This window comes from Bradyrhizobium sp. S3.3.6, from assembly GCF_040546905.1.
GTDB lineage: Bacteria > Pseudomonadota > Alphaproteobacteria > Rhizobiales > Xanthobacteraceae > Bradyrhizobium > Bradyrhizobium cytisi.
In genome coordinates, this window is sequence record NZ_JBEPOT010000003.1 from 643,711 (window position 1) to 667,775 (window position 24,065).

At 64.6% G+C, this 24,065-nt stretch carries 25 protein-coding genes and 1 riboswitch; of the genes, 19 read left to right on the top strand and 6 right to left on the bottom strand.

Annotated features, from left to right (window positions below):
* The first annotated feature begins 41 nt into the window (after positions 1–41).
* The 8 genes from ABID59_RS11860 (at position 42) to ABID59_RS11895 (ending at position 9,982) form a co-directional block, all read left to right on the top strand.
* Positions 42–1,262 (top strand): helix-turn-helix domain-containing protein, encoded by a 1,221-nt coding sequence (locus ABID59_RS11860; RefSeq protein ID WP_354083499.1) that lies wholly within the window; start codon positions 42–44, stop codon positions 1,260–1,262.
* 27 nt (positions 1,263–1,289) lie between these two features.
* Positions 1,290–1,928: a Vgb family protein gene (locus tag ABID59_RS11865; protein WP_354083500.1), complete on the top strand. Its 639-nt coding sequence runs from the start codon at positions 1,290–1,292 to the stop codon at positions 1,926–1,928.
* Between the two features lie 130 nt (positions 1,929–2,058).
* The gene (locus tag ABID59_RS11870; protein WP_148750539.1) at positions 2,059–3,627 is read left to right on the top strand and encodes a DUF4403 family protein; all 1,569 of its coding nucleotides are present in this window, start codon (positions 2,059–2,061) and stop codon (positions 3,625–3,627) included.
* 310 nt (positions 3,628–3,937) lie between these two features.
* Entirely contained in the window at positions 3,938–5,062 is a 1,125-nt protein-coding gene (locus ABID59_RS11875) for an ABC transporter ATP-binding protein (protein ID WP_354083501.1), read from the top strand.
* Positions 5,063–5,129: 67 nt separating this feature from the next.
* Positions 5,130–6,188: an ABC transporter substrate-binding protein gene (locus ABID59_RS11880; RefSeq protein WP_148750541.1), complete on the top strand. Its 1,059-nt coding sequence runs from the start codon at positions 5,130–5,132 to the stop codon at positions 6,186–6,188.
* A 217-nt stretch (positions 6,189–6,405) separates the two neighbouring features.
* The gene (locus ABID59_RS11885; RefSeq protein ID WP_354083502.1) at positions 6,406–7,668 is read left to right on the top strand and encodes an ABC transporter permease; all 1,263 of its coding nucleotides are present in this window, start codon (positions 6,406–6,408) and stop codon (positions 7,666–7,668) included.
* Positions 7,665–8,495, top strand: coding sequence for an ABC transporter permease (locus tag ABID59_RS11890; protein ID WP_354034315.1), 831 nt, complete (start codon positions 7,665–7,667; stop codon positions 8,493–8,495). Before ABID59_RS11885 ends, ABID59_RS11890 begins: the two co-directional genes overlap by 4 nt.
* A gap of 278 nt (positions 8,496–8,773) precedes the next feature.
* Complete coding sequence (locus ABID59_RS11895; protein ID WP_354083503.1) at positions 8,774–9,982, top strand: ABC transporter substrate-binding protein; 1,209 nt, start codon at positions 8,774–8,776, stop codon at positions 9,980–9,982.
* A 58-nt stretch (positions 9,983–10,040) separates the two neighbouring features.
* Here ABID59_RS11895 and ABID59_RS11900 read toward each other — a convergent pair whose 3' ends face one another.
* Both ABID59_RS11900 and ABID59_RS11905 read right to left on the bottom strand, forming a co-directional pair.
* On the bottom strand, positions 10,041–10,595 hold the full coding sequence (locus ABID59_RS11900; protein WP_354083504.1) for a PRC-barrel domain-containing protein: 555 nt from the start codon (positions 10,593–10,595) through the stop codon (positions 10,041–10,043).
* 214 nt (positions 10,596–10,809) lie between these two features.
* Complete coding sequence (locus ABID59_RS11905) at positions 10,810–11,382, bottom strand: hypothetical protein (RefSeq protein WP_354083505.1); 573 nt, start codon at positions 11,380–11,382, stop codon at positions 10,810–10,812.
* A gap of 179 nt (positions 11,383–11,561) precedes the next feature.
* Here ABID59_RS11905 and ABID59_RS11910 point away from each other — a divergent pair, with 179 nt between their 5' ends.
* Both ABID59_RS11910 and ABID59_RS11915 read left to right on the top strand, forming a co-directional pair.
* Positions 11,562–12,302, top strand: coding sequence for a response regulator (locus ABID59_RS11910; protein ID WP_148750558.1), 741 nt, complete (start codon positions 11,562–11,564; stop codon positions 12,300–12,302).
* A gap of 15 nt (positions 12,303–12,317) precedes the next feature.
* Positions 12,318–13,643: an ATP-binding protein gene (locus ABID59_RS11915; RefSeq protein ID WP_354083506.1), complete on the top strand. Its 1,326-nt coding sequence runs from the start codon at positions 12,318–12,320 to the stop codon at positions 13,641–13,643.
* A 2-nt stretch (positions 13,644–13,645) separates the two neighbouring features.
* Here the strand turns inward: ABID59_RS11915 and ABID59_RS11920 are convergent, their stop codons facing one another.
* A complete protein-coding gene (locus ABID59_RS11920) occupies positions 13,646–13,861 on the bottom strand; it encodes a hypothetical protein (protein WP_187434762.1) in 216 nt (71 codons plus the stop codon).
* Positions 13,862–14,100: 239 nt separating this feature from the next.
* Between ABID59_RS11920 and ABID59_RS11925 the strand changes: the two genes are divergently transcribed.
* From ABID59_RS11925 to ABID59_RS11965, 9 genes are all read left to right on the top strand, one after another.
* Positions 14,101–14,547 (top strand): transglycosylase SLT domain-containing protein, encoded by a 447-nt coding sequence (locus ABID59_RS11925; RefSeq protein ID WP_502916450.1) that lies wholly within the window; start codon positions 14,101–14,103, stop codon positions 14,545–14,547.
* 53 nt (positions 14,548–14,600) lie between these two features.
* Positions 14,601–14,746, top strand: a riboswitch (TPP riboswitch).
* A complete protein-coding gene (locus tag ABID59_RS11930) occupies positions 14,734–15,768 on the top strand; it encodes an FAD-dependent oxidoreductase (protein WP_354083507.1) in 1,035 nt (344 codons plus the stop codon). Its footprint overlaps the riboswitch before it by 13 nt.
* Positions 15,759–15,956, top strand: a complete 198-nt coding sequence (gene thiS / locus ABID59_RS11935; RefSeq protein ID WP_148750562.1) for a sulfur carrier protein ThiS — start codon at positions 15,759–15,761, stop codon at positions 15,954–15,956. The genes ABID59_RS11930 and thiS overlap by 10 nt, the downstream gene beginning before the upstream one ends.
* A gap of 174 nt (positions 15,957–16,130) precedes the next feature.
* Entirely contained in the window at positions 16,131–16,913 is a 783-nt protein-coding gene (locus ABID59_RS11940; RefSeq protein ID WP_354083508.1) for a thiazole synthase, read from the top strand.
* On the top strand, positions 16,900–17,508 hold the full coding sequence (locus ABID59_RS11945; protein WP_354083509.1) for a thiamine phosphate synthase: 609 nt from the start codon (positions 16,900–16,902) through the stop codon (positions 17,506–17,508). The genes ABID59_RS11940 and ABID59_RS11945 overlap by 14 nt, the downstream gene beginning before the upstream one ends.
* A 168-nt stretch (positions 17,509–17,676) precedes the next feature.
* Complete coding sequence (thiC, locus tag ABID59_RS11950) at positions 17,677–19,575, top strand: phosphomethylpyrimidine synthase ThiC (RefSeq protein ID WP_354083510.1); 1,899 nt, start codon at positions 17,677–17,679, stop codon at positions 19,573–19,575.
* Positions 19,576–19,739: 164 nt separating this feature from the next.
* Positions 19,740–20,291: a hypothetical protein gene (locus ABID59_RS11955; protein ID WP_354037320.1), complete on the top strand. Its 552-nt coding sequence runs from the start codon at positions 19,740–19,742 to the stop codon at positions 20,289–20,291.
* A 71-nt stretch (positions 20,292–20,362) separates the two neighbouring features.
* Positions 20,363–20,905 (top strand): mismatch-specific DNA-glycosylase, encoded by a 543-nt coding sequence (locus ABID59_RS11960; RefSeq protein WP_187434787.1) that lies wholly within the window; start codon positions 20,363–20,365, stop codon positions 20,903–20,905.
* Between the two features lie 196 nt (positions 20,906–21,101).
* Positions 21,102–21,758, top strand: coding sequence for a glutathione S-transferase family protein (locus ABID59_RS11965; protein WP_354083511.1), 657 nt, complete (start codon positions 21,102–21,104; stop codon positions 21,756–21,758).
* Here the strand turns inward: ABID59_RS11965 and ABID59_RS11970 are convergent.
* The 3 genes from ABID59_RS11970 to ABID59_RS11980 form a co-directional block, all read right to left on the bottom strand.
* A complete protein-coding gene (locus ABID59_RS11970) occupies positions 21,755–22,483 on the bottom strand; it encodes an SDR family oxidoreductase (RefSeq protein WP_354083512.1) in 729 nt (242 codons plus the stop codon). The genes ABID59_RS11965 and ABID59_RS11970 overlap by 4 nt on opposite strands.
* Before the next feature lie 190 nt (positions 22,484–22,673).
* Positions 22,674–23,111, bottom strand: a complete 438-nt coding sequence (locus tag ABID59_RS11975; protein ID WP_354083616.1) for a VOC family protein — start codon at positions 23,109–23,111, stop codon at positions 22,674–22,676.
* 317 nt (positions 23,112–23,428) lie between these two features.
* Complete coding sequence (locus ABID59_RS11980) at positions 23,429–23,914, bottom strand: DUF4262 domain-containing protein (RefSeq protein ID WP_148750572.1); 486 nt, start codon at positions 23,912–23,914, stop codon at positions 23,429–23,431.
* Positions 23,915–24,065 lie beyond the last annotated feature (151 nt).

Consider the following 24,065-nt stretch of genomic DNA (forward strand, 5'->3'; position numbering starts at 1 on the left):
GACGGTTGCGTGGTGGGAGTAACAAGTGTGGCGGGATTTTCATGGAATCGCTGATCACGGCCGCCGCCCGCGCGCTCGAAGCCGGCGATCCGCTCGGCGCCCTGAATCGCGTCGCGCTGCGCAACGATGCGCCCTCGCTGGCGCTGCGCGGCATCGCGATGGCCCAGCTCGGCGATCTCGCGAAAGCCAAGATGCTGCTGCGCAGCGCTGCGCGCGCGTTCGGGCCGAGGGAGGCGGTCGCGCGCGCCAGATGCGTGGTGGCCGAGGCCGAGATCGCGCTCGTCTCGCGCGACCTGAGCTGGCCGGCGCCGTCGCTCGCAAGCGCGCGGGCGACGCTCGCAAGCCATGGCGATCTCGCCAATGCCGCCCATGCCGGCCATATCGAGGCCCGCCGTCTTCTCCTGCTCGGACGGGTCGACGAGGCCGAGCGCACGCTGGCCGAGATCGGCGTCTCCCCGCTTCCGCCCGCCTCTCTCGTCGTTCGCGAGCTCGTGGTTGCCGGCATCGCCATCAGGCGGTTGAAAACAAGAGAGGCGCGCGCAGCCCTCGACCGCGCCGGCAAGGCAGCGCGGCTGGCCAAAATCCCGGCGCTCGTCGCCGAGGTCGACGCAGCGAGCCTGATCCTGAGCACGCCAGCGGCGCGCCTGATCGCGCGCGGCAGCGAACACCCGCTGCTGCTCGGCGAGGTCGAGAGACTGGCGACCTCGGCAGCGCTGGTCGTCGACACCTTCCATCATGTCGTGCGCAGGCAAGGCACGGCCGTGTCGCTCGGAACGCGGCCCGTGCTGTTCGCGCTCGCCCGCCTGCTGGCGCAGGCATGGCCTGCGGATGTCTCGCGCGAGGCATTGATATCAGGCGCGTTCCAGGCCAGGCACGTCGACGAATCGCACCGCGCGCGACTGCGCGTCGAGATCGGGCGGCTGCGCACCCAGCTCAAGCCGCTGGCCGGGATCAGCGCGACCCGGCAGGGTTTTGAGCTGGCGCCGCGCAGGACGCGCGACGTCATCGTGCTGGCCCGGCCCGTCGAGGAGAAGCACGCCGCGGTCCTCGCCATTCTCGCCGACGGCGAGCCGTGGTCGAGCTCGGCGCTCGCGCTTGCGCTTGGCATGAGCGCGCGCACGGTGCAGCGCGCACTCGAAGAGCTGGCGCGATCGAACAAGGTGCAGTCGTTCGGACACGGCAGGGCGCGCCGCTGGATGACCCCGCCCGTCCCCGGATTCCCGACAGGCTTGTTACTCCCGGGACCGCTATTAAAGGCTTAGGTTGGTCGCATCACAGGGATCGAGCAGATGAAACGTTCCGCCGCAGAGATCGTCAAGGAGTACGGGCCGTTTCCGGGCGTCGAGGCCGTGCATGGCGTCACGTATGACGGCACCCATGTCTGGTTCGCATCGGGCGACAAATTGAATGGCCTCGATCCGGCCAACGGCAAGATCGCGCGCTCGCTCGATGTCGCCGCACATGCGGGCACGGCGTTCGACGGCCGCCACCTGTTCCAGATCGCGGAGGACCGCATCCAGAAGATCGACGCTGCGACAGGCAAGGTGCTCACCACGATCCCCGCGCCCGGCGGTGGTGGCGATTCCGGGTTGGCCTGGGCCGAAGGCTCGCTCTGGGTCGGTCAATATCGCGAGCGCAAGATCCATCAGATCGATCCGGACACCGGCACGGTGCTTCGCACCATCGAGAGCAAGCGCTTCGTGACCGGGGTCACCTGGGTCGACGGCGAGCTCTGGCATGGCACCTGGGAAGGTGAGGACAGCGACATCAGGCGGATCGACCCTGAAACGGGCAAGGTGCTCGAGCAGCTCGACCTGCCGGCCGGGACGATGGTTTCAGGATTGGAATCCGACGGCGGCGATCGCCTGTTCTGCGGCGGCGGCGCCGCCGGCAAGGTGAGAGCGGTCCGCCGTCCCAGGCGCAGTTAGCTGTGCACTGAGGGCCTGGATCGACGGAAACAGCCGTTAACCGATTTGCCGCAATTCCACCCCATCGGTGCGCTCTAGCGCCCTGCTCGCCTGCCCTGTAAAATCCCCGTCGGGGCGGCTTGGGGGATCGATGCGACTAACCTTGAACTTGAAGACTGTCCTGATCGCCGTTGTGGTGCTAGCTGCGTCGTTTTTCATCAGCCTGAAGGCGATGGACTTGCTGTCGCCGCGCGCGACCAATTCGGCGCCGCCGGTCGCGCAACTGCCGCCGCTGCCGCCAGTGTCCAAGAGCTCGATCGTGGTGGCGCCCGTGGCGATCGCGCTGTCGGCGATCCGGGACCAGGCCGAGAAGGCATCACCGCGCAACTTCGCCGGCAAGGCCGAAAATCCGATCTCGCAGATCCTGCAGGACGCCGATATCGGCTGGGCCGCCGTCCGCGGGCCGATGTCGGCGACCGGCGACAAGGACGTGCTGACGCTGTCGACGCCGATCAGCGGCAAGCTGAACGTGACGGGGTCGCTGTCGGCGAAGGCGACCGGCGCGCTCGGCGATGCACTGGGCAGCGTGCTCGGCGGTGACGCGGCAAAACGCATCGGCGCGGTCAACATCAAGAATTTGAACGCCAGCGCCGAGATCAAGGGCAATGTGGTCGTCACCTCGCGCCCGAAGCTCGCGGCCGCCTGGCACCTCGAGCCGAATTTGGGCGCACAGGTCAATCTCGGCGACACCAACCTCAACGTCGCCGGCGCCAAGGTCAACGTGCCCGCGCAGGTGAAGCCGCTGATCGACAAGACGGTCGGCGATCAGCTCAACGTCGTCTCGGAGCGCATCCGCAACGATCCCAGCCTGCGCGAGAACGCCAAGGTGCAATGGGCCAAGGCCTGCCGCTCGATCCCGCTGCAAGGTAGCGGTTCCTCGGCCGCGCTGCCGCCGCTCTGGCTCGAGATGAAGCCGACCCGCGCGATTGCAGCGCAGCCGCGCGTCGACGCGCAGAACGTGACGCTGCTGCTCGGCCTCGAGGCCGAGACGCGCGTGACGTCGACGCAGACCAAGCCGGACTGCCCGTTCCCCGACAAGATCTCGATCGTGCCGCCGACCGGCACCGGCGTGAACATCGGCGTTCCCATCGACGTGCCCTTCACCGAGATCAACAAGCTGATCGCAGCCCAGATGGTCGGCCACACCTATCCAGAGGACGGCTCCGGTCCGGTCGAGGTCACGGTGAAGAGCGTCAACGTCGTCCCCTCCGGCGAGCGGCTCCTGATCTCGCTGCTGGTGCGCGCCAAGGAGAAGAAGAGCTGGCTCGGGCTCGACGCCGAGGCGACCGTGCACATCTGGGGCCGGCCGATGCTCGACCAGGCGCAGCAGACGCTGCGGCTCGCCGACATCCAGCTCGCGGTGGAGTCCGAGGCGGCGTTCGGCCTGCTCGGCGCGGCGGCCCGCGCGGTGGTGCCTCAAATGCAGCAGGCGCTGGTGCAAAAAGCGACACTCGACCTGAAGCCGATCGCCGCCAACGCGCGCGAGAAGATCGCAGGCGTTATTGCCGACTTCCAGAAGAGCGAGGACGGCGTCAAGGTCGAGGCCAATATCAGCAGCCTCACGCTGGCCGATATCGCCTTCGATTCCAGGACGCTGCGCGTGGTCGCGGAAGCCGGCGGGACACTGAATGTGTATGTGACCAGGCTGTCGGGGATGTAGCGCGCCTTCGCGCACCTGCCCCCGCAGGGCGATCGCGTATGGCATTTTGCACAACCTGAGTGGCGCCTCGTCCTTCGAGACGACCGCTTCGCGGTCTCCTCAGGATGAGGCTTAAGCAACATCGGTGCTCGTCAAAACTACAGCCGCACACTCGGTCCTCATCCTGAGGGCCCGCCAACGGCGGGCGTCTCGAAGGATAGCCACAGGGGAATCACTCCCATGCGACTGCCCTGCCGCGCGCCGCTGGCATTCTCGTCGGAGGGTGCTAAGCTGTTTCTCGATAGCATCGTAGGGGACACGCGAGGACAACATGGAAGCCGGCCTGGTCACGCCTGCGCCGGCACTGGTGCGCTTTTCCGGCATTCAGAAGACCTATGATGGCGAGCATCTCGTGGTGAAGAACCTCGATCTCGACATCAGGAAGGGCGAGTTCATCACCCTGCTCGGCCCCTCGGGCTCGGGCAAGACGACCACGCTGATGATGCTGGCCGGCTTCGAGGTTCCGACCCAGGGCGAGATCTACCTGGCGGACCGGCCGATCAAGAACATGCCGCCGCACCAGCGCGACATCGGCATGGTGTTCCAGAACTATGCTCTGTTTCCGCACCTGACGATCGAGGAGAACGTCGCCTTTCCACTGTCCGTACGCAAGATCAATAAGGCGGAAACGCAAGCGCGCGTCAAAGCGGCGCTGCGCATGATCAAGATGGAAACGCTGGCGCAGCGGCGGCCCGGGCAACTGTCCGGCGGCCAGCAGCAGCGCGTGGCGCTGGCCCGCGCGCTGGTCTTCAACCCGCAGCTCGTGCTGATGGACGAGCCCCTGGGCGCGCTGGACAAGCGCCTGCGCGAGCAGATGCAGCTCGAAATCAAGCAACTGCACGAGACGATGGGCATCACCGTCGTCTACGTCACCCACGACCAGAGCGAAGCGCTCACCATGTCGGACCGCATCGCCGTGTTCAACGACGGCATCGTGCAGCAGATCGACAGGCCCGACGCGCTGTATGAGCATCCGGTCAACAGCTTCGTCGCCAACTTCGTCGGCGAGAGCAACGTGCTGGCCGGCACCGTGGAGACGATCGAGAAGGACTATTGCCGCGTCGCGCTGGCGGCCGGCGGCTCCGTCATGGCCCGTGCGGTCAACGTAGCAGGCGCAGGTGCTTCGACCTCGTTGTCGGTGCGGCCGGAGCGGATCGCCATTATCCCTGATGGCGCCTCCAGCGACGGACCGAACCGGCTGCCGGCCAAGGTGCAGAACACCATCTATCTCGGCGACCACGCGCTGGCCGTGCTCGATGTCTCAGGGAACGCCGAGTTCATGGTCAAGCTTCAGCCGGGGGCGCATGATAGCCTGCGGCATAGCAGCCTAAGACCTGGCGAAAACGTGTTCATCACCTTCCGTCCCGAGGACTGCCTCGCCCTCGATCCCGTCTGATCCCGATGCGAGTGGCACCTGCATCGATCAACCTCAACGCAACGCAGATGAAGAAGGAACAAGGACCATGCTGAAGCGCAAGATTGGCAAGATTGCTCTAGGTTTCGCCGCGGCGTTCAGCGCCAGCGCCGCGCTGGCCACAGTCGCGCAGGCGCGTGACCTCACCGTCGTGTCGTGGGGCGGCGCGTATCAGGATGCCCAGAAGAAGGTCTATTTCGAGCCGTTCAAGAAGGCGGCCGGTGTTGCCATGAACGATGAGTCCTGGGACGGCGGCGTCGGCGTGTTGCGCGCCAAGGTCCAGGGCGGCGCCGCCACCTGGGACCTCGTCCAGGTCGAGAGCGACGAGCTCGCGGTCGGCTGCGAGGAAGGGCTGTTCGAGAAGCTGGACTATTCCAAGATCGGCGGCGAGGCCGCTTACATACCACCGTCGGTCAATCCCTGCGGCGTCGGCGCCATCCTCTACGATTTCGTGCTCGGCTACGACAAGGACAAGCTGAAGGATGCGCCCAAGGGCTGGGCCGACTTCTTCGACACCAAGAAGATTCCGGGCAAGCGCGCCCTGCGTCAGGGCCCGAAGACCACGCTCGAGATCGCCCTCATGGCCGACGGCGTCGCACCGAAGGACGTCTACAAGGTGCTGGCGACCGACGAAGGCGTCGATCGCGCATTCAAGAAACTGGACACCATCAAGGGCGACCTCGTCTGGTGGAAGGCCGGCGCCCAGCCGCCGCAATTGCTCGCCTCCGGCGAGGTGGCGATGACCTCGGTCTACAACGGCCGCATCGACACCGCGAACAAGAACGAGAAGAAGAACTTCGGCATGGTGTGGGATGGCGCGCTCTTCACCCTCGACAGCTGGGTCATCCTGAAGGGCAGCCCGAACAAGGACGCCGCCTACAAGTTCCTGGACTTCGCCGGCAAGGCCGAGAACCAGTCCAAATTGTCGGAGAATATTGCCTACGGCACCTCGAACAAGGACGCCGCCGCGCTGATCCAGCCGGCCGTCCTGAAGGATCTGCCGACCGCGCCCGACAACATCAAGAACGCTGTCGAGATCAACGTCGCCTTCTGGCTCGAGAACATCGACCGCCTGACCGAGCGCTTCAACAAATGGGCCGCGAAATAACGCGCCGGCGAAACGGCGTGCGGCGCGCATTCAGAGCATCTTCGTTGCGGCCATCCTTCGAGACGCCCGCTTTAGGCGGGCTCCTCAGGATGAGGACGGAGTGTGCGGCGGCCATTTCGCAGGAACTGGTGTTGATGAGCCTCATCCTGAGGAGACCGCGAAGCGGTCGTCTCGAAGGACGAGGCGCGCGCTCAGACCGATCGAAGAGGCTCTCCACATGACGGCAACTTCCTTGACCGGCGCCAATGCGTTGACCGAGGTGCCACTCAAGCGCCGATTGCGGCGCGCAGAGCGGACACGCCAGGTCAAGGCATTGGCGCTGGTGCTGCCGCTTCTCGTCTTCCTGCTCTTCACCTTCGCGGGCCCGATCGCCGGCATGCTGTGGCGCGCGATCGATGACCGCGAGGTACGTCAGGCTCTGCCCCAAACCGTCGCGGCTCTCGCCAGCTGGGACGGCAAGGACCTGCCGGATGAAAAGGCCTACGCGGCGCTGGCCAGCGACATCCTGGCGGCGCGCGCCTCCGGCACCATTGCCATCGCAGCCAAGCGGCTCAATTACGCCCTGAACGGCTTTCGCACGATCCTGACCAGCACCGCACGCAATCTGAAGGCGGTGCCGGAGCCCGGCACGGCCAGGGAGACGCTGGGCAAGATCAACCCGGCCTGGCGTGAGCGCACCACCTGGACGACGATCAAGGATGCCGGTGGCCCGGTCACGGGCTTCTATCTTTTGGCGGCACTCGACCTGACGCGGAACGTGGACGGCGCGATCGTCGCGGCCCCGCCGGATCAGGCCATCTACCGCGATGTCTTCGGACGCACCTTCCTCATCAGTCTCGGTGTCACCGTACTCTGCCTGCTCCTCGGCTTCCCGGTCGCGTACCTGCTGGCGACGCTGCCGCCCGGCCGGTCGAACCTCTTGATGATCTTCGTGCTGCTGCCGTTCTGGACATCGCTTCTGGTGCGCACCTGCGCCTGGATCGTGCTGCTGCAGAGCAAAGGCGTCGTGAACGACAGCCTGCACTGGCTTGGCATCATCGACGAGCCGTTACGCCTGATCTACAACCGCTTCGGTGTCTGCATGGCCATGACCCACGTGCTGCTGCCGTTCATGATCCTGCCGCTGTACAGCAGCATGAAGGCGATCTCGCCGGCCTACATGCGTGCCGCCGCCTCGCTTGGCGCGCCGCCTCTCACCGCCTTCCTGCGGATCTACCTGCCGCAAACCCTGCCCGGCATCGGCGCGGGAAGCCTGCTCGTCTTCATCCTCGCGCTCGGCTACTACATCACGCCGGCCCTGGTCGGCGGCGCCGCCGATCAGATGATCAGCTACTTCATCGCGCTCTACACGACCGAGACCGCCAATTGGGGCCTTGCGTCGGCGCTGGGGGCGGTGCTGCTGCTGGCTACGATTCTGCTCGCTCTCGTCTACGGCAAGCTGGTGCAGGGCCAGCAGGTCACGGGAGGGATGAAGAATTGAGCGACAATGCTTCCCTCCGCACGCCCAGCCAGCGCATCGCGTGGACCGCGACCATCGTCATCTCGACGCTGGTGTTCATCTTCCTGATCGCACCGATTCTCGCAATCATGCCGCTGTCCGTCAGCTCGGGCTCGTACCTCACCTATCCGCTGCCCGGCCTCTCCTTGCGCTGGTACGACGACTTCATCAACTCGCCGCGCTGGATGAATTCGCTGAAGAACAGCATGATCATCGGCGTCGCTTCGACGCTTCTGTCCATGGTTCTCGGCACGCTGGCCGCATTGGGGCTCGCGCAGTGGAAAAGCCGGTTCAAGCCGCTGGCGCTGGCTTTCGTGCTGTCGCCGGTCGTCGTGCCCGGTGTCATCACCGCGGTCGGTCTCTATTTCTTTTTCGCGCCGATCGGACTGACCGGCAGCTATCTCGGCTTGATCCTGGCTCACACCGCGCTGGCGACGCCCTTCGTGGTGATCACGGTCGGCGCGACGCTGCAAAGCTTTGACACCAACCTCGCGCGCGCCGCCGCCTCGCTCGGCGCCTCGCCGCTTGAGGCGTTCCGCCGCGTGATCCTGCCGCTGATCCTGCCCGGCGTGGCGTCGGGCGCGCTGTTCGCCTTCGCGACCAGCTTCGACGAGGTGGTGATCGTGCTGTTCATGGCAGGGCCAGAGCAGCGCACCCTGCCGCGGGAGATGTTCAGCGGCATCCGCGAGAACATCAGCCCGACCATCACGGCAGCGGCGGTGATCCTGACGACAGTCTCGGTCATCCTCCTCGCCACCCTGGAAGGCCTGCGCCGGCGCAACGAACGGCTCAAGGGCAGCAGCGCCTGAGCGGGGCCGTCGGGGAGGTACGGTGGCGCCACACCTCCGGTAGAAAGATGTCTCGTCATTCCGGGGCGCGCGCAGCGCGAACCCGGAATCCATCGCGCCGCAGCGACGGTGGATGAATGGATTCCGGGCTCGCGCCATCGCGCGCCCCGGAATGACGGGGCGCCCTACTTATTTCTCACCCCTCTTCGCCCCTCCTCGGCTTTGCGACCGCGACCGTTTCTCGCTAGAACAGTCCCCGCAACAAAGCCCCAAACAACAATGCTGAGGGAGAAAACGACATGCAAAAACTCATCGCCGCCGTCGCGGCCAGCTTCGCTATCGCCGCGACCTGCGGCGCAGCGCAGGCGCAGATTTCCGACAACGTCGTCAAGCTCGGCGTGCTCACGGACATGTCGAGCCTTTATGCCGACGCGACCGGCAAGGGGTCGCTGGCCGCCGTCGAGATGGCCGTCGCCGATTACGGCGGCAAGGTCGCTGGCGTTCCGATCCAGATCGTTTCCGCCGACCATCAGAACAAGCCCGACGTCGGCGTCAATATCGCCCGCAACTGGTACGACAACGAGAAGGTGGACGCAGTCCTCGACGTGCCGACCTCTTCGGTCGCACTGCCGATCTCGGCGCTGACGCGCGAGAAGAACAAGATCAACATCAATTCCGGCGGCGGCTCATCGGACATCACCGGCACCGCTTGCTCGCCCAACACGGTGCACTGGACCTACGACACCTACGCGCTGTCGAACGTCGCCGGCAAGGCGATGGTCAAGCGCGGCGAGGACACCTGGTTCTTCATCACGGCAGACTACGCCTTCGGCATGGCGCTGCAGCGCGACGCCGCCAATGTCGTCAAGGAGAGCGGCGGCAAGGTGCTCGGCGAGGTCCGGCATCCGCTCAACTCGTCGGACTTCTCGTCCTTCCTGCTGCAGGCCCAGGCCTCGAAGGCCAAGGTGGTTGCGCTGGCGAACGCCGGCGGCGACACCACCAACGCGCTGAAGCAGGCGGCCGAGTTCGGCCTGACGCAAGGCGGGCAGAAGATGATCGCGCTGCTCATGGAGATCACCGACGTTCACTCGCTCGGCATCAAGGCGACACAAGGCCTGATCATCACCGATGCGTTCTACTGGGACACGAACGACGAAACCCGTGCCTTCTCCAAGCGCTTCAACGAGAAGGTCGGCCATATGCCGACCATGATTCAGGCCGGGCTCTATTCGGCGACCATGCACTATCTGAAGGCGATCGAGGCCATCAAGACCGATGAGGCGCCGAAGGTGATGGAGCAGATGCGCAAGACGCCGATCAACGACTTCTTCGCCAAGAACGGCAAAATCCGCATCGACGGCCGCATGGTCCACGACATGTATCTGTTCGAGGTGAAGAAGCCGGAAGAGTCCAAGGGCGAGTGGGATCTCTACAAGCTGATCGCCACCGTGCCCGGCGACGAAGCTTTCCGCCCGCTCGACAAGGGCGGCTGCCCGCTGGTGAAGTGAACTCGACAGCGCGCCCGGTGAAAACCGGGCGCGCTTCGTTTAGGAGGTCAGAAGCGCATTACTCCGAGTACTTGAACTCGGGCATCTTCTTCAGATCGTCCTTGCTGGCATTGAACACGGCGTGGTCCGGATACCACTTCGAGCCAGACGACGCCGTCGCAGTCTTGTCGGTGCCGGTCGCAGCGCCCGTGGTGGTGGTCGACTTGCTCATGGTGCCGGGTCCGCCTGGGCTCATGCCGGGCGCGCCTGGAGCCGTACCGCCGCCGGAATAGGCCACCGCCTCATTGGTGAATTTCAGCTTCTCGTACGGAACGGCGACCAGATGCTCGCCCATGCCGAGGAAGCCGCCGACGCCGATCACGGCGGTCTTGATCGCACCGCTCTTGTCCATCAGGAGGTCGTTGATCGAGCCGATGTTCTCGTTGGCGTCGTTGTAGATCCTCAGGCCGGCCATCTTCGATGCGCGCCAATCACCCGACGCGCTCGTGGTTGTGGTGGTCGCGGTAGATGCGTTTGGCGACTTGTCGGTGGTGGCCGTCGGGTTTTGTGCAACCGCAACGGTCGCAAGCAGTGCCGTGCCGGCAAGGCCGGCGGCGATTGATTTCATCAACATGGTTGTCCTCTCCTTCAGCAGAAACTTGTGCGGAGAGAACAAACACGATCAGCGGCAGTTCCTGTGCTGCGGCAATTTCGTTGCGCAGTCGCGCTGCGTTGCGAGGAAGGTTCCTGCGTCACGCAGAACGTTTGTGCGGTTCCCCGCCGACGATCTTGCGCCCTGGGATGTAGCTCGATCGCGGCGAGGAACGCGCCGACCTGCGTCGCTCAGGTCAGCTCTGGTAATCGATCAGCAGCGCCGAAAAATCCGAACTGCTCGACGAGCTCGTCGTGCCATTGGCACCGTAGGACGAGCTCGAGGACTGCGACTGCTGCAGGGCCTGGAGGAACTGCTCGAGGACCTTGGCCGTGCTGGACTCGGTCGAGCTGCTGCTCATCGAGTCCGTCGACGACGCGGAATCCGAAGCGCCGTCATCCGATGGCGGCGGACCGGGAGGCGGCCCGCCCGCGCCGCCGGGACCGCCATGGCCTTTTGCGAAGGCGGACTGAAACACGCCCTTCAGCTCGTCGGCCTGGCCCGACGTCAGCGTCCCGTTCGAGACCTCGCTGGAGATGAGATCGTCGACCTTCGATTTCAGGCCGTCGTTGGACGGCTTGGTGCCGCTGGACTGATCGCTGGAGCGGCTCTGCTGAAGCGCCGTGTCGATGTCCTGCAGGGCGGTCGTGAGCGCGGACTGGTCCGACGACGAGATCGTGCCGTCCGACACTTCCGATTGCAATTCCTGCTGCAGCTTCTGCAGCGGCGACTGGTAATGACCGGCGGAGGCCGCCGAAATCGAGGTCATGATGGCACCGTGGTTTTTGCGGGTTTCGTATCCAACTGCGCCACGGTATGGTTAACGGGCTTAACGAGACCTTGCCGTATGACGACCCGGTCGTTGCGGGGTGTTGCGGACATACATTTGGAAACAATCTGAAACAAAAATCTTCGCCTTTTGGCCCGAATCTTGGACAAACAAGGCTCATGGCCATTTCTTCTCCCAACATCCTGGTCGTCGAGGACGACCGCGAAACCCGGACGTTGATTGCGAAATATCTCCGCAACAACTCCTGCAACGTTACCGCTGTGAGCGACGGCCGCGAGATGTCGCGCGCCATGGCCGACCACCGCGTTGATCTCATCATTCTCGACGTCATGCTGCCGGGCGAGGACGGTCTCAGCCTGTGCCGCAAGGTGCGCGCGGAAGCACAGACGCCGATCATCATGCTGACCGCGCGCGGCGAGGACGTCGACCGCATCGTCGGCCTCGAGATGGGCGCGGACGATTATCTGCCGAAGCCGTTCAACCCGCGCGAGCTGCTCGCCCGCATCAACGCGGTGCTGCGGCGCCAGGCCTCCGCGCAGGCCGCGAGCTCGATCGAGGGCGCCTCCACGCTCGCCTTCGAAGGCTGGCGCATCGACCTGCGGCTGCGCGAGCTGCGCAATCCGGAAGGCGCGCGCGTCGCGGTGACCAGCGCCGAGTTCGACCTGCTCAGGACGTTCTGCGAGCGTCCCGGCCGTGTGCTCTCGCGCGACAGCCTGCTCGACCTCACGCAGGGCCGCAACACCGGCTCGTTCGAGCGCTCGATCGACGTGCTGGTCAGCCGCATCCGCCGCAAGATCGAGCCCAATCCGGCCGATCCCACCATCATCAAGACGGTGCGCTCCGGCGGTTACCTGTTTACGCCCAGAACGGAAGCGGTTACGACGCCCCTGAGCAACTGACGGGGCGTTAAGACGATGAGGCCGTTCGGGTTCTTCCACCTCAAGGGCATCGGCGGGCAGATCGCAGCACTGGTGCTGGCCTCGACCGTAGCGCTGCATCTCGTCGTCACCACCGCGTTCCTGATCAGCCGGCCCGACCGCCCGGACACGCCGCCGGACGGCGCACCCCAACTGGCGGATGCCGCGCTGCTGCTTGGCTCGGCCAAGCCGGACGACCGGCCGCGCCTGATCGCCGATCTCACGCGCGCCTTCCCGAAGCTCAACATCGAGACATCAGCACCAGGCACCGCGACGGTGATCGAGGACAGCGAAAGTCAGCACCTGCACGGGCTCCGCCGCCATCTCGGCCGCGGCTACAAGGTGGTGCAGCTCGCGCCCGAGGGCGGCGCCCACCGCATCGGCGTGCAATTGCCTGACGGCACCATGATCGCCGGCCATGTCGACGGCGGCCCGCGTCCGTGGTTCTGGGGCGCGCCGTGGCTGGTGACGCTGCTGACCGCCTTCATCTCCATCAGCGTGCTCGGCCTGTGGGCGGCGCGCGCGCTGGCGACGCCGTTGTCGTCCTTTGCCAAGGCGGCCGAGGATTTCAGCCTCGACGGCACCTCCGAGCCGCTGCCCGAACGTGGCCCGGAGGAGATCCGCCTGGTCGCCCGCGCGCTCAACCGCATGCATGAGCGGATCGGGCGGCTGATGTCGGATCGCACCCGGATGCTGGCTGCAATCAGCCACGATCTGCGCACCCCGATCACGCGGCTGCGCCTACGCGCCGAGTTCATCGAGGACGAGGGCAACCGCAAGCGCATGCTGATCGATCTCGACCAGATGCGCTCGATGCTGGAGAGCGTGCTGTCGCTGCTGCGCAACGACCGCAAGATCGAGGCGATCACGCTGGTCGACATCGCGAGCACATTGCAGCTGATCGCCGACCAGTTCGGCGACATGGGCCATGTCGTGCACTACGAAGGCCCGCTATCTGCGACCGCCGCGGCGCGTCCCGACGATCTGCATCGCGGCGTCACGAACCTGGTCGAGAACGCTGTGCGCTTCGGCGCCGAGGTGACGATCCGTCTCGATGTGTCAGGCACAAAGCTCATCATCGACGTCGAGGATGACGGCCCCGGCATTTCCGATGCGCGCAAGCAGGAGATGCTGGAGCCGTTCGTGCGCGGCGACGACGCGCGCACCATGGACGATTCCACCGGCTTCGGCCTCGGCCTGTCGATCGCGCGCGCGATCGCGCTCGCCCATGGCGGCGAGCTGTCGCTGCACGACCGCCCGCCGCACGGACTGATCGTGCGGATGCAGTTGCCGGTGTGGCAACAGCCGCGGCTGGCGGCGTAGCTTCAGGCTGCGAGCGGCGGGTGCTCGACTTCCATCTCGTCAAAGATCGCGATCGCCTCGAAGCGATAGCCGCAGGCGCTGCAATTCCAGAGATATGAGATGCGTCCCTCGCCCGGTTCGATCCAATCAGGTTGGGGAATCGGCGTGCCGCATTGCGCACAGGGATTTCGCCTGGGGATGTCGCCGATGTGTGCCTTCACCACGTTTGCTTTTGTCATGGCACCTCTCCCGATTTGCAGCGTTTTGATACTCGCTTTCGCGTCTGCGCGCGAATAGACAGGCTCGTTGTCACGAGCTGCGGTCTTCCACCCGAGGTGAACCCTTACGGCAGCATTGCGTCGTAACAGCGGCTCTGCGTCGCAAAAATCGTGATCGGCGGCGTTTCGCCACATCATCGCCGCGTTCAAGGGTCCTAACGGTTCCAGTGCAGGTCGCCCAGGAACCGCGGGGATATCTGATGAAAATTTTACACGTTGCCGCGCTCATCGCGGCCGGGCTGGTGTCACCGCAGGCCGCTTTCGCCGGCCAGGCCGAATATGCCGAGATGGTCGCCATGCATGCGCGCACCAACGGCGTGCCGGAGGCGCTGGTGCATCGCGTCATCATGCGCGAGAGCCGCTATCAGCCCGGCCTGGTCGGCCATGGCGGCACCATCGGGCTGATGCAGATCAAGCTCGCGACCGCCCGCGGCCTCGGCTACACCGGCGATGCCGCCGGCCTGCGCGACCCCAACACCAACCTCACCTATGCCGTAAAATACCTCGCCGGCGCCTATCACGCCGCCAACGGCGACCACGACCGGGCCGTGCGTTATTTCGCGGGCGGCTATTACTACGTTGCAAAGCAGCAGCGCCAACAAATGGTGCAGCACGTCCGCAACGCGCGGGCGCAGGCACTCAAGTAATCCCCTGTTCCAGGCCAAACGCGTTGACACCAGCCGTCACTGGCCTACATTAGCGCCGTTCCGAGGGGTGCTCCGAGGAGGAGCTGAGATACCGCTAAATGGGCAAAGCCTGCAAATCAGCAAGCCTGCCCAGGACCGCGGTGACCCTTTGAACCTGATCCGGGTCATGCCGGCGAAGGGACAGGGATGTTGCAGACGACCAAGCGACCGGATTCTCCGGTATCCATCATCGGAGCAGGCATAGCTGGGGCCTGGCAGGCGCTGTTGTTCGCGCAAGCCGGCCATGCCGTCACGCTACACGAGCGCAGTGACGCAGGAATGACGGATGCCACCAGCCATTGGGCCGGCGGCATGCTCGCGCCTTATTGCGAGGCCGAGGTCGCCGAGCCCATCATCAGCCGCTTAGGCCAGCGTTCGCTCGACATCTGGCGGCGCGAATTGCCGGATACGCCCTTCAACGGCTCGCTCGTCGTGGCGCATCCGCGCGAGCGCAACGACTTTGAGCGCTTTGCGCGGATGACCGAAGGCCACCGCCGGCTCGATGCAGCGGCCTTAGCCGAGCTCGAGCCGTCGCTGGAGGGCCGCTTTCGCGATGCGCTGTTCTTCCCGACCGAAGGCCATGTCGAGCCGCGCCGCGTGCTGCCGAAGCTGCACGCGCGCATCGTTGCCGCCGGCGGCACCATCAAGTTCGGAAGCGATATCACCGCCCAAGATCTGCAAGGCCTCGATGGCATCGTGATCGACTGCCGCGGCCTGACCGCGCGCGAGGAACAAGGCGAGCTGCGCGGCGTCAAGGGCGAGATGATTTTGATCGAGACCAGTGAGGTCAGGCTTTCGCGCCCGGTGCGGCTGATCCATCCGCGCTGGCCGCTTTACGTGATCCCGCGCGAGGACAATCTGTTCATGCTGGGTGCGACCTCGATCGAGGCCCAAGACACCGGCGTCAAAGACACCGGCGTCAGCGTCCGCTCGGCGCTGGAGCTGCTGGGCGCGGCCTATGCCGTGCATCCGGCCTTTGGCGAGGCCCGCATCGTCGAATTCGGCTCGGGCCTGCGCCCCGCGTATCCCGACAATCTGCCGCGCATCGGCGTGCGCGGCGGCAAGATCAGCGTCAACGGACTCTACCGCCACGGCTTCCTGCTCGCGCCGGCCCTCGCCGAGCTGACGCTCAGCTATGTCGAGCGCGGCCAGATCGACAATGAGGTGATGCAATGCGCGTGATCGTTAACGGCGAGCAGCGCGAGATCAATGCGGCAAGCGTGGACGCGTTGCTCAGCGAGCTCGACTACGAGGGCACGCATTTCGCCATCGCGCTCAACTACGATGTCGTGCCGAAAAGCCGCTGGGCCGAGACGGCGCTGAACGCGGGCGACGAGATCGAGATCATCACGCCGCGGCAGGGAGGGTGAAGTGATGTCACTCCATTTATCGCCTCGGCGCGCGCCACACATCCCGCCGTCATCGCCCGGCTTGACCGGGCGATCCAGTACGCCGCGCCGCCTCGTTTCCAGCCCCGCCGCCGCGGAGTACTGGATCCCCGCTTTCGCGGGGATGACAGCATCAATTGAGGAGACACCTCGGACATGGTGACCTTCTACGGCAAAACCTTCCCCTCCCGTCTCCTCATCGGCAGCGCGCTCTATCCTTCGCCCGCCATCATGCAGGACGCGATCCGCGCCTCCGGCTCGAGCATCGTCACGGTGTCGCTGCGGCGCGAATCCGCCGGCGGCAAGACCGGCGACGCGTTCTGGAAGCTGATCCGCGAGCTCGACGTCACCGTGCTGCCGAACACTGCCGGCTGCCGCAGTGTGCGCGAGGCCGTGACCACCGCAAAGCTCGCGCGCGAATTGTTCGGCACCAGCTGGATCAAGCTCGAGGTCATCGCCGACAACGACACGCTGCAGCCCGACGTCGTCGGCCTGGTCGAAGCCGCCACCATCCTGATCAAGGACGGCTTTGAGGTGTTCCCCTATTGCACCGAGGATCTCTCGGTCGCCAACCGCCTGGTCGATGCCGGCTGCAAGGTGGTGATGCCGTGGGCTGCCCCGATCGGCAGCGCGAAAGGCATCACCAACCGCGACGCACTCAAGCTGATGCGCGAGCGGCTGCCCGATATCACGCTGGTGGTCGATGCCGGCATCGGCGCGCCCTCGCACGCGGCCGAGGCGCTCGAGCTCGGCTACGACGCCGTGCTGCTCAACACGGCGATCGCAAAGGCCGCCGATCCCGTCGCCATGGCCAACGCCTTCCGCCTCGGCTGTGATGCCGGCCGCACCGCATTTGAAGCCGGGCTGATGAACGCCCGCGACTTCGCCTCCCCCTCCACCCCTGTCGTTGGGACCCCGTTCTGGCATGCCGTATCCTGATCGATTCTATCCCGTCGTCGACAGCCTCAAATGGGTCGAGCGCCTGACCAGGCTCGGCGTCGGCACCATTCAGCTGCGCGCGAAAGAGCTCAACGACGCCGACGCGCTCCAGATCGTCACCGATGCGCTGGCGATCACCAACGGCACGCAGGCCAGGCTTGTCGTGAACGACTATTGGCGCGCCGCGATCGTCGCCGGCGCAAAGTATCTGCATCTCGGCCAGGAGGATCTCGCCGACGCCGACCTCAAGGCGATCCGCGAGGCCGGCCTGTCGCTCGGCGTCTCCACGCATGACGAGGCGGAGCTTGAAGCCGCGCTCGCGGCAAAACCCGATTACGTCGCGCTCGGCCCGATCTTCTTCACCACGCTCAAATCGATGCGCTTCGCACCGCAGGGCATTCCGAAGATCACGGAATGGAAGAAGCGCTTAGGCCACATCCCGCTGGTCGCGATCGGCGGCATCAAGTTCGAGCACGCCGCGGAGATCTTTGCCGCAGGCGCGGATTCCATCGCCGTCGTCAGCGACGTCACCCAAAATGCCGACCCGGACGCCCGCGTGCGGCAGTGGCTCGGCCAGTCGAAGGAGGCTGCGTGATGGCCCCACTCTCACCACCCGTCATTGCGAGGAGCCCTTGCGACGAAGCAATCCAGACTGCTTCCACGGAAGCATTTCTGGATTGCTTCGCTGCGCTCGCAATGACGGAGCAAGAACTTACCGGCGTCGTCCCGCCGCACCCGAACACGAATTAAACCGGAGGCCCCCATGAACATACGCTCCAATCCCGACAAGACCGTTCCCGCCGTCACCACCGGCCCGCTGCCCTCGTCGCGAAAGATCTTCGCCTCGCCCGATGCCGCGCCCGACCTGCGCGTGCCGTTGCGCGAGATCATCCTGTCCGAAGGTGCCGGCGAGCCGAACCTGCCGGTGTACGACACCTCGGGCCCCTACACCGACCCAAGCGTCACCATCGACGTCAACGCCGGCCTCGCGCGCAACCGCAAGCAATGGGTGCTGGAGCGCGGCGGCGTCGAGGAATATGCGGGACGGCAGATCAAGCCGGAGGACAATGGCAGCGTCTCCACCGACAAGGCCGCGCGCGCCTTCGCCGCCTATCACCAGCCGCTGCGCGGTCTCGACGGCCACAAGATCACCCAGCTCGAATTCGCCCGCGCCGGCATCATCACCAAGGAGATGATCTACGTCGCCGCCCGCGAAAATCTCGGCCGCAAAGAGCAGCTGGAACGCGCGGAGGCTGCGCTCGCCGACGGCGAGAGCTTTGGCGCCTCCGTGCCCGCCTTCATCACGCCGGAGTTCGTGCGCAGCGAGATCGCACGCGGCCGCGCCATCATCCCCTCCAACATCAACCATTCAGAACTCGAGCCGATGATCATCGGCCGCAACTTCCTGACCAAGATCAACGCCAATATCGGCAACTCCGCGGTGACGTCTTCCGTCGAGGAAGAGGTCGAGAAGATGGTGTGGGCGATCCGCTGGGGCGCCGACACCGTGATGGACCTCTCGACGGGGCGCAACATCCACACCACCCGTGAGTGGATTCTGCGCAATTCGCCGGTGCCGATCGGCACCGTTCCGATTTATCAGGCGCTGGAGAAGTGCAACGGCGATCCGGTGCAGCTGACCTGGGAGCTCTACAAGGACACGCTGATCGAGCAGTGCGAGCAGGGCGTCGACTATTTCACCATCCACGCCGGCGTGCGCCTGCAATACATCCACCTCACCGCCAACCGCGTCACCGGCATCGTCTCGCGCGGCGGCTCGATCATGGCGAAGTGGTGCCTGGCGCATCACAAGGAAAGCTTCCTCTACACCCATTTCGACGAGATCTGCGACCTCATGCGCAAGTATGACGTCTCGTTCTCGCTCGGCGACGGCCTGCGTCCGGGCTCGATCGCCGACGCGAACGACCGCGCGCAGTTTGCCGAACTCGAGACGCTCGGCGAATTGACAAAGATCGCGTGGGACAAGGGCTGCCAGGTCATGATCGAAGGCCCCGGCCACGTGCCGATGCACAAGATCAAGATCAACATGGACAAGCAGCTCAAGGAATGTGGCGAAGCGCCGTTCTACACGCTTGGACCGCTGACCACCGACATCGCGCCGGGCTATGACCACATCACCTCAGGGATAGGTGCGGCCATGATCGGCTGGTTCGGCTGCGCCATGCTCTGCTACGTCACGCCGAAGGAGCATCTCGGCCTGCCCGATCGCAACGACGTCAAGGTCGGCGTCATCACCTACAAGATCGCCGCCCACGCCTCCGATCTCGCCAAGGGCCACCCGGCCGCACAGCTGCGCGACGACGCCCTCTCCCGCGCGAGATTCGATTTCCGCTGGAGCGACCAGTTCAACCTCGGCCTCGATCCTGATACCGCCAAGAACTTCCACGACGAGACCCTGCCGAAGGAAGCCCACAAGCTCGCCCATTTCTGCTCGATGTGCGGCCCAAAATTCTGCTCGATGAAGATCACCCAGGACGTGCGGGATTACGCGGCGACGCTGAACGATCCGAACTCGATCGGCATGTCGCTGAGCGGCACCGCCGAGGACGGCATGAAGCAGATGAGCGCGAAGTTCAAGGAGATGGGCTCAAGCGTGTATCTGGATGCGGAGAAGGTGAAGGAGAGCAATCGGGTGCTCTGAGTCATCCCTTTCAAGACACACACGTCCATAAGAAGCCGGGCTATTGCCCGGCTTCTTTTTATCCGCTGGACACCAACGACTCAACGCGACATATTCTATCTAAGGTAGATTATACTTTCCAACAGGACTTTTGTTTCAAGCACCTTGAGATTTGGAGCGAGACAATGGGAAACGATGGTGAAGGCTCATTGGTCGAACAATGGACACGAAGGCTCAAGAACCGCCCCTTAGTCGCCGCGATAACAATATTTGCGACGGTGGTTGCGGGAGTCGGCTCGTTCACCAATTCGATCAACGATTTTCTTGGTCTCTTCAGGGAGAGTCAAAAATCGCCGCCTGTAGTTCTGACTCTTCCATCACCGTTGCCTCAGCCGCCCAAACGGATTTCGTTTAACGAAGACTTTCAGTTGGGAGAGGTCGCCGCATATTCTTCGACACACGGCGTGTCCGTCCGCACGCAGTTTATCACACCTGACGCGGCGCAAATTGGCGCATCGGCGGACGGCCCAGTCAATTCGCTACAGCAACACACAAGAGGCGACCAGATGTCTCTGTACAGACAAGACTGCGATCGCTTGATCGTCACTATCAGGGATATCTCTTTTGAAATCAAAGGTGGATTGACTCTTGAGGAGGTGCAGAAGCTTGGCCGGGCGGGCGAGATGCTTGTCGACAGAAAGGTCGTTGGAAGCATTTCCGGAAAATGTGAAGAGTAGCAAGTATGGGCAAGTGAAGCGACATTCGGGATTGACGGTCGCGCCGAATATCGCCGATGGTCTCGCTGACTATGTCACTGCGGACGATTGATTTGCCAAGCTCCATCCGCACCCGCCTTCCCGACCAGCTCTGTCCCAACCTGCGCCTCGTCTTCGTCGGCACCGCCGCCAGCACGCGTTCGGCCGAGCTCGGGCACTATTACGCCCATCCCGGCAACCGCTTCTGGCGCGCGATCCATGAGGCCGGGATCACGCCGCGGCGCTATCAGCCGGGCGAGTTCGCCGCGCTGACCGAACTCGGGATCGGCTTCACCGACCTTTCCAAGTCGGGCGCTGGGATGGATCATCAGATCGCGGCTGAAGCAATCGACGTGCCGGGGTTCAGGACCAAGATCGACAAGTATCGGCCGCGGACGATTGCGTTCACGAGCAAGAAGGCGGCGAGCTTGTTTTATGGCAGGCCGTCGAGCGGGATTGCGCTCGGGCGGCAGCCGCGCGACGAGAGCCTGCCGGAGATATTTGTGTTGCCGTCGCCGTCCGGCGCTGCGTCCGGGCATTGGACGCTGGAGCCGTGGCGGGAGCTGGCGGAGTGGATCGCTGCGGAGGGTGGCTAATCAATAGCGCCCCAGACGCAGTGCCGTAGGGTGGGCAAAGGCGCCCCTGCGCCGTGCCCACCATCTCTCCACCAATCCGCTAGAACGGTGGGCACGGCTCGCGAACGGCGCGCCTTTGCCCACCCTACGAGACTGTCGGAATCCGCACCAGTCGTTCGTCCTCTGCACACCGACCTGATCAACACGGAGACCTCAATTGCCCCCCACCATCACCGCCTTCGCAAACTCACCCGACCGCGGCAGGGGACACGCGCGCGACATGCGGGTGCGCTGGGCACTCGAGGAGGTCGGCCAGCCCTACAACGTTCGTCTGGTGTCGTTCGAGGCCATGAAGCAGCCGGCGCATCTTGCGCTGCATCCGTTCGGGCAAATCCCGACCTTCGAGGACGGCGATCTCGCCCTGTTCGAGACCGGCGCGATCGTGCTCCATATCGCCGAGCATCATGACGGGCTGCTGCCGGCCGGGACGAACGCCAGGGCGCGCGCCATCGCGTGGATGTTTGCCGCGCTCAACACCCTGGAGCCGCCGATCGTCGAGCTTGGAATGGCGATGCTGTTTGAACGTGACAAGAGCTGGTATGACGAGCGCCTGACTGTCCTCAACCATCGCGTCCGTGTCCGGCTCGGCGAATTGTCGGTCCGACTCGGCGACGGCGACTGGCTCGACGGCGTGTTCAGCGCCGGCGATCTCCTGATGGTGACCGTGCTACGCAGGCTGAATGCCTCGCACATCCTCGGCGACTATCCGACCCTTTCGTCCTATGTCGCCCGCGGCGAAGCACGCCCGGCCTTCCGCCGCGCGTTCGAGGCGCAGCTGACGGTTTTCACAGCGGCGTCGAAGCACGCCCCCTAAAGATCGAAATTGGTTGGCAGCATGACCACGTCGCGAATGGTCATGCCGCGCGGCCGGGTCAGCATGAACATCACCACGTCAGCCACTTCGCTGGCCTCCAGCAGGCTGCCGGAGTCCCTCGCTTCATGCAGCTTCTCGGGCGGCCAGTCCGCGAGCAGTGAGGTGACGACCGGGCCGGGCGAGATCGAGCCGACGCGAATGCCGTGCTTGAAGACCTGGCGCCGCACCGTCTGGACAAAGCAGTTGATCGCCCATTTGGACGACGCATAAACCGGCTCCCATGGCGTCGGAAAATGCGCGGCAAGGGAACTCGTGACGATGATGTCGCCGGTCCGGCGCGCGATCATGTGCGGCAGCACGTCGTGCACATTCTTCATCACGACGTTGACATTCAGGTTCAGCATCCGGTCGATCGCCATCGTGTCGGCATCGACCAGATCGCCACCGACATAGGTGCCCGCATTCGCATGCAGGATGTCGAGCTGCCCTGCCGTCTCCAGAACGCGCGGCAGCAGCGTTGCGCAATCCCTGGGATCCAGCAGGTCGACAACCAGCGGGATCACGGCGTCGCCATGCTTGTTGCCAACCGCCTTCAGCGCGGCCTCGTCGCGATCGACCATCACCACCCGCGCGCCCGCGGCCAGCATTGCTTCAGTGCTCGCCAACCCGATGCCCGACGCGGCCCCGGTCACGGCGGCAACCTTGCCCGCCAATTCGCTTCCCATGAGATCACCATTCAGCCGATGGTCGGCAGTATAGCGATTCAAAGGCGAGTTGGCGAAGCGGATCGCCGGCTTCGTAGGGTGGGCAAAGGCGCCCTTGCGCCGTGCCCACCATCTCTCCACCAATCCGGCAGAGCGGTGGGCACGGCGCGCGAAGAGCGCGCCTTTGCCCACCCTACCGCACCGTCAGCCCTCACCCTGCATACGCCTTGTCCAGATCGGCAACCACGATCTTCTTCATCCCCATCATGGCCTGCATGACGCGGTTGGCCTTGGTCCGGTCGGGGTCGCCGAGATAGCGGCCAAGCGCTGTCGGAACCACCTGCCAGGAGAGCCCAAATTTATCCTTGAGCCAGCCGCATTTGGATTCCGCACCGCCGTCGGCGGTGAGGCGGCTCCAGAAATAGTCCACCTCGCCTTGCGTCTCCACGCTGATGAAGAACGACACCGCCTCGTTGAAGCGGTGCTGCGGCCCGCCGTTGAGCGCGTTGAAGCGCTGCCCTTCCAGCTCGAACACCGCCATGAAGTCGCTCACGGCCTCGACTTTGGCGTTGGGGAACACCGATTTGTAGAAGGCGACGGCCTCCGGAACGTTGTTGTCGAACCAAAGAAACGGCGTGATGGACGTCATGTGCGGATATCCTTCTGCGAAACCGGACGCGCACGCGCGCCGTCGCTCGAAGGACGAACGCGCGGCCGGTGATCCGACAGGCGGAACAGCACTTTTTTCGATCCCGAGAGGTTGCCTGGCCTCCGCCAAACCGTTGATGCCGGGCATCCTCCGATTAATCGACGTCGCGCGCGGATTATTGCAAGTCTCGTAGGGTGGGCAAAGCGGAAGCGTGCCCACCAACTTTCTCGCGTACCACTGACACCGATGGTGGGCACGGCGCTTGCGCGCCTTTGCCCACCCTACGGCACCCTTTGCGACCACGCTGGATCAGCCTCTCACGAAAGCGGCCGCAACAGCGGCTGATGATCCTTCAGCCGCGCATCGCATCCAGCCTCCCATGGAAACCGCCCGTCCTGATCCGGCCACACGATCTGGAGGCAGGGAAACGGCCGCGGCAGCTTTGCATAGAACCAGATCGCCGTGCCCAGATAGGCATCGTAGACCTCGAGCGGCACCTCGACGAAGCAGACCTTCCGATCGAGCGGAAGGTCGTCGCAGACGTCGCCGGCGACGTAGCGCTGTCCCGCAGCAGCGCGGTCGCGAACGGCGTTGATAACAGCGCAAGCGTCTGTTGGGTCGAGCCCGAACAAGACCAGTTCGGCGTGCGCGTAATTGAGGTAGAGACCGATCGAGAAAACATAAGCCGGGGCCTGCGCCTCGGCGGCGATGCCCATCAGATGACAGCCGTGTTCGCGGACGTTGCGGAACAGTATCTCGTCGGGAGCCCCGTCAGGCTCGGGCCATACGAAACTGTCGAGCATGCGCAGCTCTCGCGACGGGGTGAGGAAATCAGCATCAATGTACCAGCTTCCGGCCACAGTGCTACAGCGATTGCCTCTCCAAATTCCGCCCGCCGAACGGTTGGCATCCTCCGATCGATCGACGTCGCGTGCGGACTATTGCAAGGGCGTG

Excerpts from the sequence above, each read along its gene's own strand:
- ABID59_RS11915 (WP_354083506.1), top strand. The coding sequence starts at position 12,318 with ATGAGGCCGTTCGGGTTCTTCCACCTCAAGGGCATCGGCGGGCAGATC.
- ABID59_RS11905 (WP_354083505.1), bottom strand. The coding sequence starts at position 11,382 with ATGACCTCGATTTCGGCGGCCTCCGCCGGTCATTACCAGTCGCCGCTG.
- ABID59_RS11875 (WP_354083501.1), top strand. The coding sequence starts at position 3,938 with ATGGAAGCCGGCCTGGTCACGCCTGCGCCGGCACTGGTGCGCTTTTCC.
- ABID59_RS11860 (WP_354083499.1), top strand. The coding sequence starts at position 42 with ATGGAATCGCTGATCACGGCCGCCGCCCGCGCGCTCGAAGCCGGCGAT.
- ABID59_RS11870 (WP_148750539.1), top strand. The coding sequence starts at position 2,059 with ATGCGACTAACCTTGAACTTGAAGACTGTCCTGATCGCCGTTGTGGTG.
- ABID59_RS11910 (WP_148750558.1), top strand. The coding sequence starts at position 11,562 with ATGGCCATTTCTTCTCCCAACATCCTGGTCGTCGAGGACGACCGCGAA.
- ABID59_RS11970 (WP_354083512.1), bottom strand. The coding sequence starts at position 22,483 with ATGGGAAGCGAATTGGCGGGCAAGGTTGCCGCCGTGACCGGGGCCGCG.
- ABID59_RS11900 (WP_354083504.1), bottom strand. The coding sequence starts at position 10,595 with ATGTTGATGAAATCAATCGCCGCCGGCCTTGCCGGCACGGCACTGCTT.
- ABID59_RS11895 (WP_354083503.1), top strand. The coding sequence starts at position 8,774 with ATGCAAAAACTCATCGCCGCCGTCGCGGCCAGCTTCGCTATCGCCGCG.
- thiS (WP_148750562.1), top strand. The coding sequence starts at position 15,759 with ATGCGCGTGATCGTTAACGGCGAGCAGCGCGAGATCAATGCGGCAAGC.
- thiC (WP_354083510.1), top strand. The coding sequence starts at position 17,677 with ATGAACATACGCTCCAATCCCGACAAGACCGTTCCCGCCGTCACCACC.
- ABID59_RS11945 (WP_354083509.1), top strand. The coding sequence starts at position 16,900 with ATGCCGTATCCTGATCGATTCTATCCCGTCGTCGACAGCCTCAAATGG.
- ABID59_RS11955 (WP_354037320.1), top strand. The coding sequence starts at position 19,740 with ATGGGAAACGATGGTGAAGGCTCATTGGTCGAACAATGGACACGAAGG.
- ABID59_RS11880 (WP_148750541.1), top strand. The coding sequence starts at position 5,130 with ATGCTGAAGCGCAAGATTGGCAAGATTGCTCTAGGTTTCGCCGCGGCG.
- ABID59_RS11975 (WP_354083616.1), bottom strand. The coding sequence starts at position 23,111 with ATGACGTCCATCACGCCGTTTCTTTGGTTCGACAACAACGTTCCGGAG.
- ABID59_RS11925 (WP_502916450.1), top strand. The coding sequence starts at position 14,101 with ATGAAAATTTTACACGTTGCCGCGCTCATCGCGGCCGGGCTGGTGTCA.
- ABID59_RS11885 (WP_354083502.1), top strand. The coding sequence starts at position 6,406 with ATGACGGCAACTTCCTTGACCGGCGCCAATGCGTTGACCGAGGTGCCA.
- ABID59_RS11960 (WP_187434787.1), top strand. The coding sequence starts at position 20,363 with ATGTCACTGCGGACGATTGATTTGCCAAGCTCCATCCGCACCCGCCTT.
- ABID59_RS11980 (WP_148750572.1), bottom strand. The coding sequence starts at position 23,914 with ATGCTCGACAGTTTCGTATGGCCCGAGCCTGACGGGGCTCCCGACGAG.
- ABID59_RS11920 (WP_187434762.1), bottom strand. The coding sequence starts at position 13,861 with ATGACAAAAGCAAACGTGGTGAAGGCACACATCGGCGACATCCCCAGG.
- ABID59_RS11940 (WP_354083508.1), top strand. The coding sequence starts at position 16,131 with ATGGTGACCTTCTACGGCAAAACCTTCCCCTCCCGTCTCCTCATCGGC.
- ABID59_RS11865 (WP_354083500.1), top strand. The coding sequence starts at position 1,290 with ATGAAACGTTCCGCCGCAGAGATCGTCAAGGAGTACGGGCCGTTTCCG.
- ABID59_RS11930 (WP_354083507.1), top strand. The coding sequence starts at position 14,734 with ATGTTGCAGACGACCAAGCGACCGGATTCTCCGGTATCCATCATCGGA.